Source organism: Priestia sp. VA7 (assembly GCF_055710015.1).
Genome location: NZ_JBVQPN010000001.1, coordinates 716,600 through 734,231, shown reverse-complemented (window position 1 = coordinate 734,231; position 17,632 = coordinate 716,600). Strand labels below are relative to the sequence as shown.

16 protein-coding genes are annotated in these 17,632 nt (G+C 39.6%); all 16 read right to left on the bottom strand.

Annotated elements, in window-relative coordinates:
- Position 1 precedes the first annotated feature (1 nt).
- The gene (locus AC0C45_RS03860; protein ID WP_013058837.1) at positions 2-301 is read right to left on the bottom strand and encodes a YlxQ family RNA-binding protein; all 300 of its coding nucleotides are present in this window, start codon (positions 299-301) and stop codon (positions 2-4) included.
- On the bottom strand, positions 301-582 hold the full coding sequence (gene rnpM / locus AC0C45_RS03855) for an RNase P modulator RnpM (protein ID WP_013058838.1): 282 nt from the start codon (positions 580-582) through the stop codon (positions 301-303). Before rnpM ends, AC0C45_RS03860 begins: the two co-directional genes overlap by 1 nt.
- Before the next feature lie 13 nt (positions 583-595).
- Positions 596-1,708 carry a transcription termination factor NusA gene (gene nusA / locus AC0C45_RS03850; protein ID WP_013058839.1) on the bottom strand — a complete coding sequence of 371 codons (1,113 nt, stop codon included), beginning with the start codon at positions 1,706-1,708 and terminating at the stop codon, positions 596-598.
- 37 nt (positions 1,709-1,745) lie between these two features.
- A complete protein-coding gene (rimP, locus tag AC0C45_RS03845) occupies positions 1,746-2,216 on the bottom strand; it encodes a ribosome maturation factor RimP (protein ID WP_013084764.1) in 471 nt (156 codons plus the stop codon).
- Between the two features lie 364 nt (positions 2,217-2,580).
- The gene (locus AC0C45_RS03840) at positions 2,581-6,891 is read right to left on the bottom strand and encodes a PolC-type DNA polymerase III (protein ID WP_263045045.1); all 4,311 of its coding nucleotides are present in this window, start codon (positions 6,889-6,891) and stop codon (positions 2,581-2,583) included.
- A 118-nt stretch (positions 6,892-7,009) separates the two neighbouring features.
- Positions 7,010-8,707: a proline--tRNA ligase gene (locus AC0C45_RS03835; RefSeq protein ID WP_016765377.1), complete on the bottom strand. Its 1,698-nt coding sequence runs from the start codon at positions 8,705-8,707 to the stop codon at positions 7,010-7,012.
- Between the two features lie 105 nt (positions 8,708-8,812).
- On the bottom strand, positions 8,813-10,072 hold the full coding sequence (gene rseP, locus AC0C45_RS03830; protein ID WP_171776659.1) for an RIP metalloprotease RseP: 1,260 nt from the start codon (positions 10,070-10,072) through the stop codon (positions 8,813-8,815).
- A 78-nt stretch (positions 10,073-10,150) separates the two neighbouring features.
- Complete coding sequence (dxr, locus tag AC0C45_RS03825) at positions 10,151-11,299, bottom strand: 1-deoxy-D-xylulose-5-phosphate reductoisomerase (RefSeq protein ID WP_013058844.1); 1,149 nt, start codon at positions 11,297-11,299, stop codon at positions 10,151-10,153.
- 35 nt (positions 11,300-11,334) lie between these two features.
- On the bottom strand, positions 11,335-12,126 hold the full coding sequence (locus AC0C45_RS03820) for a phosphatidate cytidylyltransferase (RefSeq protein WP_047930771.1): 792 nt from the start codon (positions 12,124-12,126) through the stop codon (positions 11,335-11,337).
- Positions 12,127-12,144: 18 nt separating this feature from the next.
- Entirely contained in the window at positions 12,145-12,927 is a 783-nt protein-coding gene (locus AC0C45_RS03815; protein ID WP_013084770.1) for an isoprenyl transferase, read from the bottom strand.
- 134 nt (positions 12,928-13,061) lie between these two features.
- On the bottom strand, positions 13,062-13,619 hold the full coding sequence (frr, locus tag AC0C45_RS03810; RefSeq protein WP_013058847.1) for a ribosome recycling factor: 558 nt from the start codon (positions 13,617-13,619) through the stop codon (positions 13,062-13,064).
- A gap of 2 nt (positions 13,620-13,621) precedes the next feature.
- Complete coding sequence (gene pyrH, locus AC0C45_RS03805; RefSeq protein ID WP_013058848.1) at positions 13,622-14,344, bottom strand: UMP kinase; 723 nt, start codon at positions 14,342-14,344, stop codon at positions 13,622-13,624.
- A gap of 76 nt (positions 14,345-14,420) precedes the next feature.
- Positions 14,421-15,302 (bottom strand): translation elongation factor Ts, encoded by an 882-nt coding sequence (gene tsf, locus AC0C45_RS03800; protein WP_013058849.1) that lies wholly within the window; start codon positions 15,300-15,302, stop codon positions 14,421-14,423.
- Positions 15,303-15,409: 107 nt separating this feature from the next.
- Positions 15,410-16,129: a 30S ribosomal protein S2 gene (gene rpsB, locus AC0C45_RS03795; protein WP_013058850.1), complete on the bottom strand. Its 720-nt coding sequence runs from the start codon at positions 16,127-16,129 to the stop codon at positions 15,410-15,412.
- A gap of 158 nt (positions 16,130-16,287) precedes the next feature.
- On the bottom strand, positions 16,288-16,815 hold the full coding sequence (locus AC0C45_RS03790; RefSeq protein WP_237892899.1) for a hypothetical protein: 528 nt from the start codon (positions 16,813-16,815) through the stop codon (positions 16,288-16,290).
- A gap of 15 nt (positions 16,816-16,830) precedes the next feature.
- Positions 16,831-17,592, bottom strand: a complete 762-nt coding sequence (locus tag AC0C45_RS03785; RefSeq protein WP_257061304.1) for a FliA/WhiG family RNA polymerase sigma factor — start codon at positions 17,590-17,592, stop codon at positions 16,831-16,833.
- Positions 17,593-17,632 lie beyond the last annotated feature (40 nt).

The window sequence follows — 17,632 nt, the reverse complement described above, 5'->3', positions numbered from 1 at the left end:
ATTAACCGAGCATCGTTGCTAGCTTTTTAGCAAATCCCTCGTCCATAACGGCTACCACAACTCGAGCATCTTTACCAATCGCTTGACCTAGCGTGTAGCGATCGGGAACGATTTTAACCGAAACGTTATAGTAAGAACATTTATCCGTTACTTTTTTCTTTGTGTTTTCAGACGCATCGCTTGCTAAAAGTACTAACTTTGCTTTTTGTTTCCGAACTTCTCTAACCACAAGTTCTTCTCCAGAAATCAATTTGCGTGCACGGTTTGCAAGCCCTAAAAAGGAGATCCATTGTTCATTCATTAGCGTGACTGTTTCTCCTTTTCTACAAGCGCTAGCAACTCTTCATAAACCGCTTCATCTATTGACGCGCCTAAATGTGTCGAAAGCACATTTTTCTTTTTTGCCAATAAAATTGCTTCTTTATCCTTGCTTACATAAGCTCCGCGCCCGGACTTTTTACCCGTTACATCAACTGAAACGTCGCCTTCTTTTGAGCGTACAACGCGTACTAGCTCTTTTTTAGGCTTCATTTCTCCAGTGGCCACACATTTTCGCATCGGGACTTTTTTACGATTGTTCACCTTGGCTCACCTCTTATTCCATATCTTCATCTGAATCAAATGCATGTTGACTTACTAGCATATCATCGCTGTTTTTTACAACCATACCTTCTTGTTCAGCTTCTGATTGACTTTTAATATCAATTTTCCAGCCTGTCAGCTTAGCAGCTAGACGTGCATTTTGTCCACGTTTACCAATTGCAAGTGACAGCTGATAGTCAGGAACGATAACAGTTGTTGCTTTTTCATTTTCATCTACAATCACATCTACTACCTTAGATGGACTTAAAGCGTTGGCAACAAATTCAACTGGATCATTTGACCAGCGAACAATGTCAATTTTTTCACCTTTTAGTTCATTTACAACAGCCTGTACGCGCTGACCTTTTGGCCCAACACAAGAACCGACCGGATCTACTTCAGCATACTCAGAATGAACAGAGATTTTTGAACGGTCTCCAGCTTCGCGAGCTACTGATTTTAATTCAACTGTACCGTCATAGATTTCCGGTACTTCTTTTTCAAAAAGACGTTTTAAAAGACCTGGGTGCGTACGTGAAACATAGATTTGCGGGCCTTTTGTTGTTTTTTCTACTTTCGTAATATACACTTTAATACGATCATGAGGTTTATACTGCTCATTTGGCATTTGCTCGCTTTGAGGAAGCAATGCTTCAATTTTGCCAAGGCTCACATAGATGAAGCGAGAATCTTGACGCTGAACAATACCTGTCATAATATCTTCTTCGCGATCGCTGAACTCTGAATAGATAACGCCTCGTTCCGCCTCACGAACACGCTGTGTAACAACTTGTTTTGCTGTTTGAGCCGCGATGCGTCCAAAGTCTTTTGGCGTTACTTCGATTTCAACCACATCGTCTAGTTGGAAGTTAGGGTTGATTGTTTGTGCTTCTTCAACCGAAATTTCCAGGCGTGGATCATATACTTCATCAACCACATCTTTGCGAGCAAACACGCGCATTGAACCTCTTTCTAAATTTAAATCAACGCGTACGTTTTGCGCTTGGTTAAAGTTGCGTTTGTAAGCAGAAATTAGCGCTGCTTCAATTGCTTCAATAATTACATCTTTGCTAATGCCTTTCTCTTTTTCAAGAATGACTAAGGCATCAAATAACTCACTGCTCATCGTTGGATAATCCCCCTTTAATATTGGCCCCTACACATTAAAATACAATCGCTAATCGAGCAAAAGCGACTTTGTCATATGGTAAAACCACCGTTTTTGTGCGTGTTTTGATACGAATAGATAATGTGACAGTTTCTCCGTCAAATGATTGTAATTCGCCTTCAAATTCTTTTGCACCTTCAATTGGTTCATATGTTTTTATGTATACATGCTTACCAATTGCACGTTCAAAATCTTTATCTTTTTTTAATGGGCGTTCCGCACCAGGCGATGATACTTCTAAAAAATAGTTATGAGGGATTGGATCTACTGCATCCATTTTCTCACTCAATTTTTCACTTACTGCTCCGCAGTCTTCGATATCCACGCCGGTATCAGAATCGATAAACACACGTAAAAACCAATCTTTTCCTTCTTTTACGTATTCAATTTCAACAAGCTCTAAATTCATTTCCTCTAAGATAGGGGAAACCATTTCTTCCACTGTTTGTTTTACATTTTTACTCATTCTAATCCTCCCTTCGAGACATTGCATGGTATGTTTAGGTTACGCGTTTTTTATGTCTCTTATATCAAAAAAGAGTGGTTTATTTGCTATTTTTATTTTGCACTCTATAAGAGGTCTAACCTACTAGAGTGGAAATGTTGTCATTTGTGTTGCAGGATTTTAAACGTCACATAATAAATCAATCATGGTGATTGAAAATCTACAGAAAAAACGAATCATGCTAGAAGCCGATTCGTTCTCCATACTACTTACTATGTCAGTAAGTTCATATCAATAAGAAAGAGCGGGTTTCCCCACTCTTTCTCGTCCGTATCCTTAGCATTTCCACAATTACTATATCATAACCGCTTATTTTATGCAAATGTTAGAAAAGAGAAAGCTGGTTCTGATCAGGTAATGATTCAAGGCATCCATGGTTGTCTAGATACTCTAAAATCGTCTTCGATACTTTGCCTCGCTGCTGCAAGTCTTCTTTCGATAAAAACTCTCCCGTTTCACGAGCTTTTACAATGTTCAGCGCTGCATTTGTGCCAAGACCGGGAATGGCATTAAACGGTGGAACTAAAGACGTGCCGTCAATTAAAAATTCGTCTGCGCTAGATTCATATAAATCTACTTTTTTAAATGAATAGCCTCGTTCGCACATTTCTAAAGAAAGCTCAAGCACCGTTAATAAGTTTTTCTCTTTAGGAGATGCATCTAAACCTTTGGCATTGATTTCTTCCATCTTCGCTCGAATGGCAGTTGACCCTTTGATCATCGTATCAATATCAAAGTCATCTGCACGAACCGTAAAGTATGCTGCGTAATAAAGAAGCGCGTGGTGCACTTTGAAATAAGCAATACGCACGGCCATCAATACATAAGCAGCCGCATGGGCTTTAGGGAACATATACTTAATCTTTTTACAAGAATCAATATACCAGTCCGGAACACCATTTTTGATCATTTCCTCTTCAAATTCAGGTGTTAGCCCTTTCCCTTTACGTACAGACTCCATAATTTTAAAGGCAAGTGAAGGTTCAAGACCTTGATAAATCAGATAAACCATGATGTCATCACGACAGCCGATTACTTCACTTAAGTTGCAAATATCATTGCGAATTAGCTCCTGTGCATTACCAAGCCATACGTCCGTCCCGTGCGACAGTCCCGAGATTTGAACAAGCTCTGAAAACGTCGTTGGCTTCGTATCTTCTAACATTTGACGCACAAAGCGCGTTCCAAATTCAGGTATGCCAAGCGTTCCTGTTTTACACATAATTTGCTCTTCTGTTACGCCAAGTGATTCCGTTCCGCTAAAAATTTTCATCACTTCAGGATCATCCGTCGGAATCGTTTTTGGATCAATTCCACTTAAATCTTGAAGCATGCGAATCACGGTCGGATCATCGTGTCCGAGTATATCAAGTTTTAATAAATTATCATGAATCGAATGGAAGTCAAAATGAGTTGTTCTCCACTCGGAATTACGGTCATCAGCTGGAAACTGGATTGGTGAAAAATCGAAGATATCCATATAGTCCGGCACAACGATAATCCCCCCTGGATGCTGACCCGTTGTACGTTTTACGCCCGTACATCCTGCTACTAAACGATCCACTTCTGCGTTTCGTAAATGTAAATCACGGTCACCGGCATAGCCTTTTACATAGCCATAAGCTGTTTTTTCGGCTACTGTACCGATTGTTCCCGCGCGATATACATTATCTTCTCCAAACAGTACTTTTGTATAGTTGTGAGCTCGCGGCTGATACTCTCCTGAAAAGTTCAAATCGATATCGGGAACTTTGTCTCCTTTGAATCCTAAGAACGTTTCAAACGGAATATCGTGTCCATCTTTAATAAATGGTACGCCACAATCGTCGCAGCTTTTGTCCGGCAAGTCGAATCCGGAACCAACGGAACCGTCATTAAAAAACTCGGATTTCTTACATTTTGGACAAACATAATGCGGCGGCAGTGGATTTACTTCTGTAATTTCCGTCATCGTCGCAACGAATGAAGACCCTACGGAACCACGTGAACCAACTAAGTAACCATCATTCAACGATTTTTTAACGAGTTTATGCGAGATCAAGTAAATAACGGCAAACCCGTGGCCGATAATACTTTTCAACTCTTTCTCTAGACGGGCTTCTACTACTTCAGGCAGCTCTTCACCGTAGATGCTGCGTGCCATCGCATAGCTCATTTCACGCATTTCTTCGTCTGCACCTTCAATTTTTGGCGTATATAAATCATCTTTAATTGGTTTAATATCGTCAATCATATCCGCTATTTTTTGCGTATTATGAACAACAATTTCTTTCGCTTTGTTCCCGTCTAAAAATGAAAAACAATTCAGCATCTCATCCGTTGATCTAAAATGAACATCCGGCAGCTGGTGACGGTTTAACGGGTTAGCCCCGCCTTGTGAACCAATTAAAATTTTTCGGTAAATTTTGTCTTCCGGATTGAGATAGTGAACATTTCCTGTTGCTACAACCGGCTTTCCAAGCTTTTCACCAAGCTTCACAATATTGCTGATAATATCTTTTAAGGCTTTCTCATCCCGCACTAAATCCAGTTCAATTAAGTGCTTGTAGTTGTCAGGGGGCTGCACTTCGATGTAATCATAAAATTCAGCTGCTCCTTCTACTTCATCAATTCCTTTTTGCATCATGCCTTCGAATACTTCGCCTCGGTCACATGCGGTTCCAATCAAGATGCCTTCTCGATATTTATCGAGCTGAGATCTTGGAATTCGCGGAACTCGATAAAAGTAATTTAAATGAGAAATCGAAACGAGTTTAAATAGATTTTTTAAACCTACGTCGTTTTGTGCTAAAAGCGTGGCATGATAAGGACGGGCCCGCTGATATGCATTCCCTTCTCCCATATAATCATTTAAGCGATCGTGCATCGTAATTTCGCGTTCAAATGCATCTTTCAGCATTTTATTTAACAAATAGCCAGTTGTTTCCGCATCGTAAATCGCGCGGTGATGCTGCACAAGTTCAATATCAAACTTTTTAGCAAGAGTATTTAAACGATGGTTTTTCATATGCGGATACAAAAATCTTCCGAGTTCAAGCGTATCAATAACGCCATTAGCTGCTTTTTCTAATCCGATTTTTTGCAGTCCCATATTTAAAAATCCCATATCAAAGCTTGCATTATGAGCGACTAAAATACTGTCGCCCATCCACTCGTGAAAATCCCGAAGTACTTCTGAGATTTCAGGCGCATTTTGGACCATATCATCTGTAATACCCGTCAGCTCAATTGTTGTTGCAGACAGAGGATGATGAGGATTTGCAAACCGTTCAAATCGATCGATGATTTCGCCTTCTTTCATCTTCACGGCAGCAAGTTCAATAATGGTATCGTATACGGCTGACAAACCGGTTGTTTCGACGTCAAATACTACGTAAGTTGCTTCTGTCAAATCCACATGCTGCGGATTATAGGCAATTGGCACGCCGTCGTCTACTAAATTGACTTCCACTCCGTACAGTATTTTAATGCCGTTCTTTTTCCCGGCTCCATACGCTTCAGGAAACGACTGTGCAACCGCGTGATCAGTTATCGCTACAGCCGGATGTCCCCATTTTTTGGCTTGTCCGACTAAAGCTCCAACAGATGAAACGGCATCCATTTGACTCATTGGCGTATGCAAGTGAAGTTCCACACGCTTTTCATCTTCAGGCGCTGTATCCTGTCTAGCGGGACCGGTAATCTCGTTAACATCATTTCCAATCATAACTAGATCACGGACAAATGTATCGTTTTGTACACTTCCGCGAACCTTTACCCACATTCCTTTTTTAATCGCTTGAAGTAAAGGAATATCTTCTTTATCACGCGAAAACATTTTAACCATAATAGAGTTTGTATAATCTGTCACTTTAAAAATAAGAAGCGTACGTCCGCTTCGTAATTCTCTCGTTTCTGCATCAAATACGTAGCCTTCAACGGCAATTCGCTTTTCTTCATCCACAATGGAATCCAGGCGAACCGTCTCGTCTTTAATCGTATATCCAATTGTAAGCGGACCTTTTGGTAGGTCTGGTCCATCACTTTTTTCATTTTCTTTATTTTGCATTTCTGTGATGGCTTGTAATACTTTTTCTGTATCTTCTTGTTTTCGTTGCTCTACAAACTGCTGAAATGCTTCTTCTGAATGTACAACTTCCGTCATTAGCTGAAGGTTCGGAAACCCATAGGACGCATACTGATCAGCAATTAACTGACTATACTTTTTACGTAAAGCCGTTCCTTCTGCATCATGTCGTGCGTTCACAATCAATTTGGCACCGTTCAATCTCGGCATTTGATCTTGTAAAAGCGACTGTAAAAGGGGAGATATGCCCTGCATTTCTCCAATACAATGCTTCCAATATGACTGTACATGCTCTTCCGTACATTCTTTATTAACGGTTTGAATAGAAAAAGAAACACTCGCAATATGAGAAAAAGCTGAAGACATGCGAGCATGGAATAACTCATAAATCTCAAAAGGTAATAACCCTTCTAAAGAAAAATGGAAATGCCATTTTTTTTGTTCTTTCTGAATGACGAGCTTTTCAATCGCTGCGTTTTCAAAGTAAGGAACAATTTGATCACTCGTCAGCTCTAACTGCTGCAGCAGCAACTTAAAACGCTCTTTTTTTCCTAGCGTTTGTGCTTCCAAGTTTTCTGCCTCCTTTTATAAATGAGTGCAATCTATTTTAACATAAATGACTTCTATTCTGTCATATGTTCTGTTTATAAACATAAAAACAGCAGGGATACAAATCCCCGCTGCTTCATTACTTCGCTAGCAGTTCTTTCACTGTTGAAACAAGATTGTCAACTGACACTTCTAATGACTCCCCAGTTTTGCGTACTTTTACTTCTACAATTCCTTCAGATGCACGTTTACCAACTGTTACTCGAACAGGAAGACCAATTAGATCTGAATCTGCAAATTTTACTCCTGCACGCTCTTGGCGGTCGTCTAACAGCACTTCAAAGCGATTATCTAATAACTCATTATATAATTTCTCACCTAGTTCACGCTGTTCATCATTTTTCACGTTAACTGGAATAACGTGCACTTGATAAGGCGTAACAGCTTCTGGCCATAGAAGACCGTTTTCATCATTAAATTGTTCTGCAATCGCAGCTACTGTACGAGAAACACCGATACCATAGCAGCCCATAATCATTGGCTGGCTGCGTCCGTTCTCATCTAGATACGTTGCTCCCATCGCTTCACTGTAGCGTGTTCCTAGCTTAAAGACGTGTCCGACTTCAATACCTTTAGCAAACTTAATAACGCCTTGTCCATCCGGTGACTGATCCCCTTCTTGGATGAAGCGGAAATCTTCGTAAGTTGCATTAAAGTTACGCTCATTCACATTTGTGTAGTGATAACCTTCTTCATTTGCTCCGCATACACCGTTAGCAATTGCTTTTACCGCATGATCAGCTACCACTTCTACTGAATCACTTACTCCAATCGGTCCTACTGAACCAACTGCGCATTTTAATACTTCTTTTGTTTCTTCTGGAGTTGCCAGTTCAACAACGGAAGCTTCAAAATAGTTTTTCACTTTAATATCGTTTACTTCGTGATCCCCGCGAACAAGTACAAGCACAAAACGATCATCTACTTTAAATAAAAGGGACTTGATACAAGAAGTCGCTTCAACATTTAAGAAAGCAGCTACGTCTTCAATGCTATGCTGATTTGGTGTTTCCACTTTTGTTAATTCTTTTTCAGCTTCACCTGATTTTTCATACGTATTTACAACCGGTGCCATTTCAACATTTGCTGCATAAGAAGATGTATCTGAATAAGCGATTGTATCTTCCCCGATTTCAGAAAGAACCATAAATTCATGCGTATCTTTTCCGCCCATTGCACCTGAATCAGCGATAACAGCACGGAAATTTAATCCGCAGCGCTCAAAGATGCGGCTGTAGGCAGCAAACATTTTATCATATACTTCATCTAAACTTTCTTGAGAAGCATGAAACGAATATGCATCTTTCATAATAAATTCACGACCGCGTAATAAGCCAAAGCGTGGACGTTTTTCATCGCGGAACTTCGTTTGAATTTGATATAAATTTAGCGGTAAACGTTTGTATGACTTCACTTCGTCACGAAGCAAGCTTGTGATAACTTCTTCGTGTGTTGCTCCCAAAGCAAATTCACGGCCGTGACGATCTTTCATACGCATTAACTCAGGTCCGTATGAATACCAGCGGCCAGACTCTTGCCACAATTCAGCTTGTTGTAAAGCAGGCATTAATAATTCGACAGAACCTGCACGGTCCATCTCTTCACGAACAATTTGTTCAACTTTTTGCAATACGCGCTTACCAAGCGGTAAAAAGCTGTACACGCCGCTTGCATTTTGGCGCATATAACCTGCGCGCAATAGAAGCTGATGGCTTTTTATATCCGCATCAGCTGGCACTTCTCTTAATGTAGGAATCAATGTAGAACTTTGTCTCATAACCTCGCACCTCTTTGCTTACTTCTCTATCTTATTTTTTTAAGGCGGACCATGCCGCAATTTTCATATAATCAGCGAGGGAATATCCCTCGCTGAGCGTATGTCTTATAAAAAGAACTTTTGAATATCGTTCCACGTTACAACGAGCATCAGCAGCATTAATAAAGCAAAACCGATAAAATGAACAACGCCTTCTTTTTGACGATCAATTGGCTTACCGCGAATTCCTTCTACAGCGAAGAACAACAGTCGTCCTCCATCTAAAGCAGGAAGTGGAAGCAAATTGACAATCCCTAAGTTAATACTTAAAACGGCTGCCCATTTCATTAGATAATAAATGCCTGACTGTGCTACTTGATCGGTTGCTGCGTAAATACCTACAGGACCAGAAAGCATATCCAGTTTGAACTGTCCTGTCACAAGCTTCCCTAGACCCGTTAAGATTTCTTTCATCCACGTATATGTCTCAGTAGCTCCGTGCGTGATCGAACCAATGAATGACTTTTCAACCGGTGCATATACGCCAATTAATCCAATTGTCTGTTCCCCAACTTTGCGACTTTCAGGTGTAATCGGAATATCTAGCGTTTTGCCGCCGCGCTGAACCGTGAATGTAATTTGCTGTTCAGGATGTTTTTGAATTACTTTTACGACATCATCCCACGTTGAAACACTTTGTCCATCAATTGCTTGAACTTTATCTCCTTGTTTGAGTCCCGCATCAACGGCTACTCCATCTGATGTTAATTTGCCCATCACGGGTTTGTCAACAACATATCCTTGAGAAATCCCAAGAACGATAAAAATAACAAAGGCTAATATAAAGTTCATTAGCGGACCAGCGAAAATGGCTAGCGCACGCTGACCAAGAGTTTTAGAAGCAAACTGACGGCTGTAAGGTGCAATTTGAATTTCTTCTCCGTCTATAACGAAGTAAGATTCTTCTGCTACCTCGAATTTTTGCAGACGTTCATCTTCACCTTCTTCATAACCTGAAATAAATAGATTATGCTCTAAGTCTGCTTGCTCTACCTCAATAACTTTTGCATTTGGATGCTGTTCCTTGTTATTAATAATGACTTTATTTACTTTGCCTTCCTTATCAAACATGAGGCCCACCATTTGACCAGGCTTTACTTCGATCATTTCTGGGTCTTCTCCAGCCATTCGAACAAATCCACCTAGAGGCAGCAAGCGAATGGTATAAACTGTTTCATCTCGTTTAAACGAAAAGATTTTGGGACCAAACCCAATGGCAAACTCACGACATAAGATGCCTGCACGCTTTGCAAAAACTAAATGACCAAGCTCATGAAAGAATACAAGAGCTCCAAAAATGACGACAAACGCAATGACTGTGTTCAATGGGTATTACCCCCTTCATGTAATAGAGTCAAATCTCCACCCACCAGAAATAAGTGAGTGGCTTCTCTCGCACGCACATTATCGAGAGATGGCGGATCTAACAAACTCTCTTGCTTCTAAATCTACTTCTTTAATAGTAGATAAACAAGGTTTCTGTATTACAGTATGTTCATTCATTGCTTTTTCAATCACATCTTCAATTTGTAAAAATGTAATGTGACCATCTAAAAAGGCTTGAACAGCTTCTTCATTAGCTGCGTTTAAAACAGTCGGAAGTGTTCCACCCGCTTTGCCAGCCTCAAATGCAAAAGCTAAACAGCGAAAACGCTCTTCATCCATTTTAGCGAAGTGAAGCTGACCAATATCCGCCAAACTTAAACGCTTGGTGTTAGGCAAAGACATGCGTTTTGGATACGTTAACGCGTATTGAATTGGCACGCGCATATCAGGCGTTCCAAGCTGAGCAATAACGCTTGTATCCGAATACTCTACCATAGAATGAATGATGCTTTCCTTATGTAACAATACATCAATTTTCTCATAGGGAAGATCAAAAAGCCAATGTGCTTCAATCACTTCTAACCCCTTATTCATCATCGTTGCCGAATCAATTGTAATTTTAGCTCCCATCGACCAGTTTGGATGATTTAATGCATCTTCAACCGTTACTCCCTGTAGTTCTGCTCTCGTTTTATCTCGAAAGCTTCCTCCAGAAGCCGTTAAAATTAAACGGTCTATTGCTTTTTGATCTTGCCCTTGCAAACTTTGAAAAATAGCTGAGTGCTCACTGTCTACCGGTAAAATATCAGCGCCATATTCCTTGGCTGCTTCCATGACAAGGTGACCAGCGGTAACAAGTGTCTCCTTATTTGCAATAGCAATCGTTTTTCTCATTTTGATTGCTTCTAGCGTAGGAGTCAACCCTACACTTCCAAGAACAGCATTTACTAAAACTTCTGTGGATGGATGAGTCGCCACTTCCACAAGCCCTTCTTCCCCATAAACAAATCGAATAGAAGGGAATTCTGCTTGCAGTGACAGACAATCTTCTTTCTTCATCACAGAAACAAGGGCTGGCTTACACTGCTGAATAATCTTTCTTGCTTCATTAATATTTCGACCTACAGAGATTGCTGAGAGCTCAAAATGCTCCGGATGCGCTCGAACAATATCAACGGTTTGAGTACCGATTGAACCTGTAGCTCCTAACAGAGAAATTTTCTTCAAGTATATTCACTCCTATTAAAACAAAGACATCTTTTTTATAGAGATAATAAAAAAGCTAAAATTGGCATGATGAACATTAAACTGTCAAAACGGTCTAAAATCCCACCATGACCTGGTAAAACCTTTCCTGAATCTTTTACGCCATAGTGACGTTTGAACGCTGATTGTACAAGATCACCCATCTGTCCAAATAACGATACGATAATACCAATTACAAGTAGTTCGATCATAGTTTGATCAATATTTGCTAACAGCTTAAATACAATGGCTACTATAATAGCGCATACGATGCCACCGACAAAACCTTCAATTGTTTTATTGGGACTGATTTCCGGCCATAGCTTTCGTTTTCCCATTGCTCGTCCAATAAAATAAGCTCCGGAATCCGTCGCCCAAATAATAAGAAAAGCAAAGAACAAATAAGCTAAGCCGAACTCTTGACGAACCTCGATAAAATAATGAAAGCCAAAGCCAACATATACTGTCGTTAATAAAATAAACCCAACGTCATCGAAGGTAAATTTATTTTTAACTACAACCGTGTACATTAATAAAAGAAGGACAGCAGCAAGCGCTACTTCTATCTTATGTTCACTTAAGAATTGAAATGCAACATCTCTTCCATTTGGTAGTAAAAACACCCAGGTTAGCAATAAACTAATGATACTTGGAAAAGACATTGCTTTCAAATGTTTCATTTTTAAAAGCTCAATTACACCAACTGTTCCGATTACATACATGATAAGGGTAAAAGGTAACCCTCCAATTAAAACAATCGGCACAAATACCGCAAGTGCTACAATCGCGGTGATAATGCGCTGTTTCATCTTGTTTTCCACACCTTCTTATACACCACCAAAGCGGCGACCGCGCTTTTGAAACGCCTCGACTGCTTCGATTAAATGATTTTCTTTAAAATCTGGCCATAATACTTCTGTAAACCAAAACTCTGTGTAAGCTAGCTGCCAAAGCATAAAATTACTTAAGCGAAGCTCACCGCTTGTACGAATAAGCAAATCCGGATCTGGAAGGCTTTTGCTCATTAAATAGGAAGAAAATAAATTTTCTGAAATAGAAGAGGAAGCTACTTTTCCCTGTTCTACATCTTCTACCAATGACTGAATAGCGCCCATGATTTCGTGACGGCTACCGTAATTGAGCGCGAAGTTTAAAATCAGCCCTGTGTTATGCTTTGTTTTTTCAATTGCATTATCCACGGCTCGAATCGTATGGGCAGGGAGCTCACTTTTATCCCCCATAATACGAACTTGCACATTTTTTTCAATTAGCTCAGGCAGAAAGGTTGTTAAAAATTCCTCTGGCAGTTTCATTAAAAACTCGACTTCAATTTTGGGGCGCTTCCAATTTTCAGTGGAAAATGCATATAAAGTTAATACTTTAACACCTAATTCATTGGCCGATCTGGTCACATGACGTACTACCTTCATTCCTTCATGATGGCCCATCATGCGAGGAAGAGCTCGTTTTTGCGCCCAACGACCGTTCCCATCCATAATAATTGCAATATGTTCAGGAACAGGGTGCTGTTTCACTTGATCTTTTCGTTCTGACAAAGACAGTGTATTTAAATCTTGACTTTTCTTCCATGCTTGAAATTTTCTTAACATGCAAAGGTCCCCCGTTGTACGCTCTCACATAAACGTGTGGCTTATGTGAGTTTTTTCTTACTACACATTATTAACAAAAAAACCCCCTGTAAACAATAGAGGGTCTTTTACAATATATTTTACCTTGAAATGACTTAAACTGCCATAATTTCTTCTTCTTTATCTTTCGCCACTTTATCCACTTTTACAATATGATCATCTGTTAGCTTTTGAATGTCATCACTGTAGCCGCGTAAATCGTCTTCAGTAATTTCACCTTTTTTCTCTAACTTTTTGAAATCATCGTTTGCATCACGGCGTACGTTACGAACCGCAACTTTTGCTTCTTCAGCATATTTTTTCACCATTTTCACTAACTCACGACGACGCTCTTCCGTTAAAGCAGGAATCGATAAACGGATAATAGTTCCATCGCTTGTAGGTGTTAACCCTAAGTCAGATTTTAAAATAGCTTTTTCAACCTCACCAATTTGTGATTTGTCATAAGGCTGAATAACAAGCATACGAGCTTCAGGCACGCTTACTTGCGCCAATTGGTTAATTGGTGTTGGTGCACCGTAGTATTCTACCGTTACGCGGTCAAGAAGTGACGCGCTTGCACGTCCAGCACGAATTGATGCTAGTTCGCGGCTAAATGATTGAATTGCTTTTTCCATTCTTTCTTTTGCGTTTTGCAACACTTGTTTTGGCATGTTTATTTCCCCTTTACAATTGTTCCAATGTTTTCGCCTGTAACGGCACGTTTAATATTGCCTTCTTCCGTAATTGAAAAAACAATTAGCGGAATATCATTGTCCATACATAATGAAGAAGCTGTAGAATCCATAACAGCTAGTCCATCTTTTAAAACATCAATATACGTTAATGTTTCGTATTTTACAGCATCAGGTACAAGCTTAGGATCCGCATTATAAACGCCATCTACGTTGTTTTTAGCCATTAAGATCACGTCAGCTTCAATTTCAGCTGCACGCAAAGCTGCTGTTGTATCTGTAGAGAAATAAGGGTTTCCTGTACCCGCGGCGAAGATAACAACGCGTTTTTTCTCGAGATGACGAACAGCTTTTCTTCTAATATAAGGCTCTGCTACTTGTCTCATCTCGATAGAAGTCTGAACTCGTGTTTGCACACCAATGTTCTCTAAGCTATCTTGAAGAGCCAAAGAGTTCATTACTGTTGCTAGCATTCCCATATAATCAGCAGCGGCACGATCCATACCCATTTCACTGCCAATTTTACCACGCCAAATGTTTCCACCACCAACGACTACAGCAATTTCCACACCTAATTCATAAACGGCTTTTACTTGTTCAGCAACAGATTTGATGATGGATGGGTTAATACCAAAACCCTCTTCACCAGCTAATGCTTCTCCACTTAACTTTAATACGATACGATTATATTTTGCTTGACTCATGCTTACCTCCATCGTTAACGGTGAGATCTCTTTTGTAAAAAAGGGAACACACAGTGTTCCCTATACGGTCAAACCCTTACTTTTTAACTTGGTTCATTACTTCTTCAGCGAAGTTGTCTTGACGTTTCTCAATACCTTCTCCTACTTCAAAACGAACGAAGCTTTCAACAGTAGCGCCTTTGCTCTCAACGAACTGACGTACTTTTTGATCAGGATTTTTAACAAATGTTTGATCTAGTAAGCAAATATCTTCGAAAAATTTGCCAAGGCGACCTTCAACCATTTTTGCAACGATTTTTTCTGGTTTGCCTTCGTTTAATGCTTGTTGAGTTAATACTTCGCGCTCACGCTCAGTTTCTTCAGCAGAAACTTGGTCACGAGAGATGTATTTAGGGTTGATTGCAGCGATGTGCATAGCAACGTCTTTTGCAACAGCTTCTTCAGTTGTACCAGATAATACTGTTAACACACCGATACGTCCGCCAGCATGTAGATAAGCACCGAATGCATCAGCATCAGTTTTTGTTGCTACAGCAAAACGACGTAGAGATAATTTTTCTCCGATTGTAGCGATTGCAGAGTTGATGTGTTCTTCAACAGTTGCACCGTTTTCCATTTTTTGAGTAGCAGCTTCAGCAGCGTCAGCTGGTTTGTTAGCTAAGATGTGAGCAGCTAATTCTTTTGTTAATTTTTGGAAACCTTCGTTTTTCGCAACGAAATCAGTTTCAGAGTTAACTTCTAAGATAACAGCTTCGTTACCTTGAGTTTCGATGTAAGTTAGACCTTCAGCAGCAATACGGTCTGATTTTTTAGCAGCTTTTGCAATACCTTTTTCACGTAAGAAATCGATTGCTTGCTCCATATCACCGTTAGTTTCAGTTAACGCTTTTTTACAATCCATCATACCAGCGCCAGTTTTTTCACGTAATTCTTTTACCATTTGAGCAGTAATTGCCATAATGTGTAGCCTCCTTGTTTGGGTATGTAATTAATGTATATAAATGGGTTAAATCTTTTCAAAAAAAGGTGATAAAAGGCTATTCCCTCTTATCACCTTTCACGGAATTAAGCAGTAGTTGTTTCAGTTTCAACTGCTGTTTCTTCACCTTGTTTAGCTTCTAGAATAGCATCAGCAACTTTAGAAGTTAAAAGTTTAACAGCACGAATTGCATCATCGTTTGCAGGGATTACATAATCAATTTCGTCTGGATCACAGTTAGTGTCTACGATACCAACGATTGGAATGTGTAATTTTTTAGCTTCCGCTACTGCAATACGCTCTTTACGAGGGTCAATGATGAATAATGCATCTGGAAGTTGTTTCATATCTTTAATGCCGCCTAAGAATTTTTCAAGACGCTCTAACTCTTTTTTAAGTTGAACTACTTCTTTCTTAGGTAGTACTTCGAAAGTACCGTCTTCTTGCATTTTTTCGATATCTTTTAAACGTTTGATACGTTTTTGGATAGTTGAGAAGTTAGTTAATGTACCACCTAACCAACGTTGGTTAACAAAGTACATACCAGCGCGAGCTGCTTCTTCTTTAACAGAATCTTGAGCTTGTTTTTTCGTACCTACGAATAAAACAGTACCGCCGTCTGCAGCTAATTCTTTAACGAATTTGTACGCTTCTTCTACTTTCTTAACTGTTTTTTGAAGATCGATAATGTAGATGCCGTTACGCTCAGTGAAGATGTATTTCTTCATCTTTGGGTTCCAACGGCGAGTTTGGTGACCGAAATGTACACCAGCTTCTAGTAATTGTTTCATTGAAATTACTGACATGTGTTTTTCCTCCTAATGGTTTTAAGTCTCCTCCGCTCATTTCATCTTCAGCCGAAACTACAAAAAGTAGCACCATCAACCGAATCAACAAGCGTGTGTAATAACACCAAAAACAAATATAGCACACTCCTTTTTCACAAGCAAGCGTTTCATTAAGTTTATTGATGAAATTTCAATAATAATTCAATTTCAGTTTTCCCTCTGTGTAAATGTTTTGCAATTTCTTCAATTGTTAAACCTTTTCCCTTTAAATAAACAGAAAATTCTTTTATCTCTTCACCTGACAAATCTTGAATTTGGTCTGTAGTTAATTCATCAAAAGGTGTGCATATATGCTTCTGATTTTCTTCTATAGAAAGAAGTTCATGCAGCGACTGGGACGGCTCACTTTTTAGATCCAACCTTTGAACAGGCACGTCTTCTTCATCTACCAAAGGTGATTTTACGCTGCTTTTTTCCACTTCCGAAGAAAGCGAAGTCGAACGCTCTCGAAGCTGCCTTAAAAACTGTTCGTTTTGTTCTTGAAATTCAGCGAGATATGAACCCATCGCAGCTTCCATTTTATTTATATTTTGCTGGTGCAAGCGTTCAATCCTTTTCACTTTGGTCACTTGCATATATAAAAGAATAATGCAAAACAGTGATAGACCATGAATTAAAAAACTAACTGTGAGTAAAAACCCCATCCTTTTACCTCTTTGCTAAATTATTTTACTTAAACTCGTACGCATTTTAAACAGCGCTTTCGAATGAATTTGAGAAATACGTGAAGTAGATAGCCCTAACAGCTGTGCGATTTCTGTAAAAGTCAACTCTTCTTTATAGAATAATGAAACAACGAGCTGCTCTTTTTCATTTAGCTGCTCGATAACTTCAGCAAGCTCTTGATATCGTTCGTCGTTAATTAGCTCCTCTTCAGGAGAGAGCGTTTTTTCATCTTTAATCATATATTTTTGTTCTCCATCTTCATACTCTTTCGGCTGTTCTTCCATTGACAACACGTTAGCTAAAAAGCCTTCATTCATCGTATGAACGACATCTGCTTCTGTCATGCCTACTTCTTTTGCAACCTCACTTGGTGCAACTCTGCGCAAGTATCTTTGTTCAAGTGCTTCTGTTGCTTGCTCAATCCTTTTCGTCTTTTCCCTTGCGCTTCTTGATAACCAGTCTTCTTTACGAAGCCCGTCTATTATCGCCCCTCGAATTCGAAAAGACGCATATGTATCAAACTTTAAGTCTCTACCGTAATCAAACTTTTCCAAAGCATCGTAAAGACCGATTAACCCTAAACTACGAAGCTCTTCTTTATGAATATTTTTCGGCAGCCCCACGCTAATCCGCTGAACGTGATAGTTAACGAGCGGCATATACTTTTTAACAAGCATGTTTCCCGCATGTGAGTCTCTCGTCTCTCTCCATTCCTGCCAAATTTTATGTTCTTCAACTTCTTGTATACTTTTCAAGGGTCTTTCAACTCCTTTTTATAGCGCTATTAAACGGTCA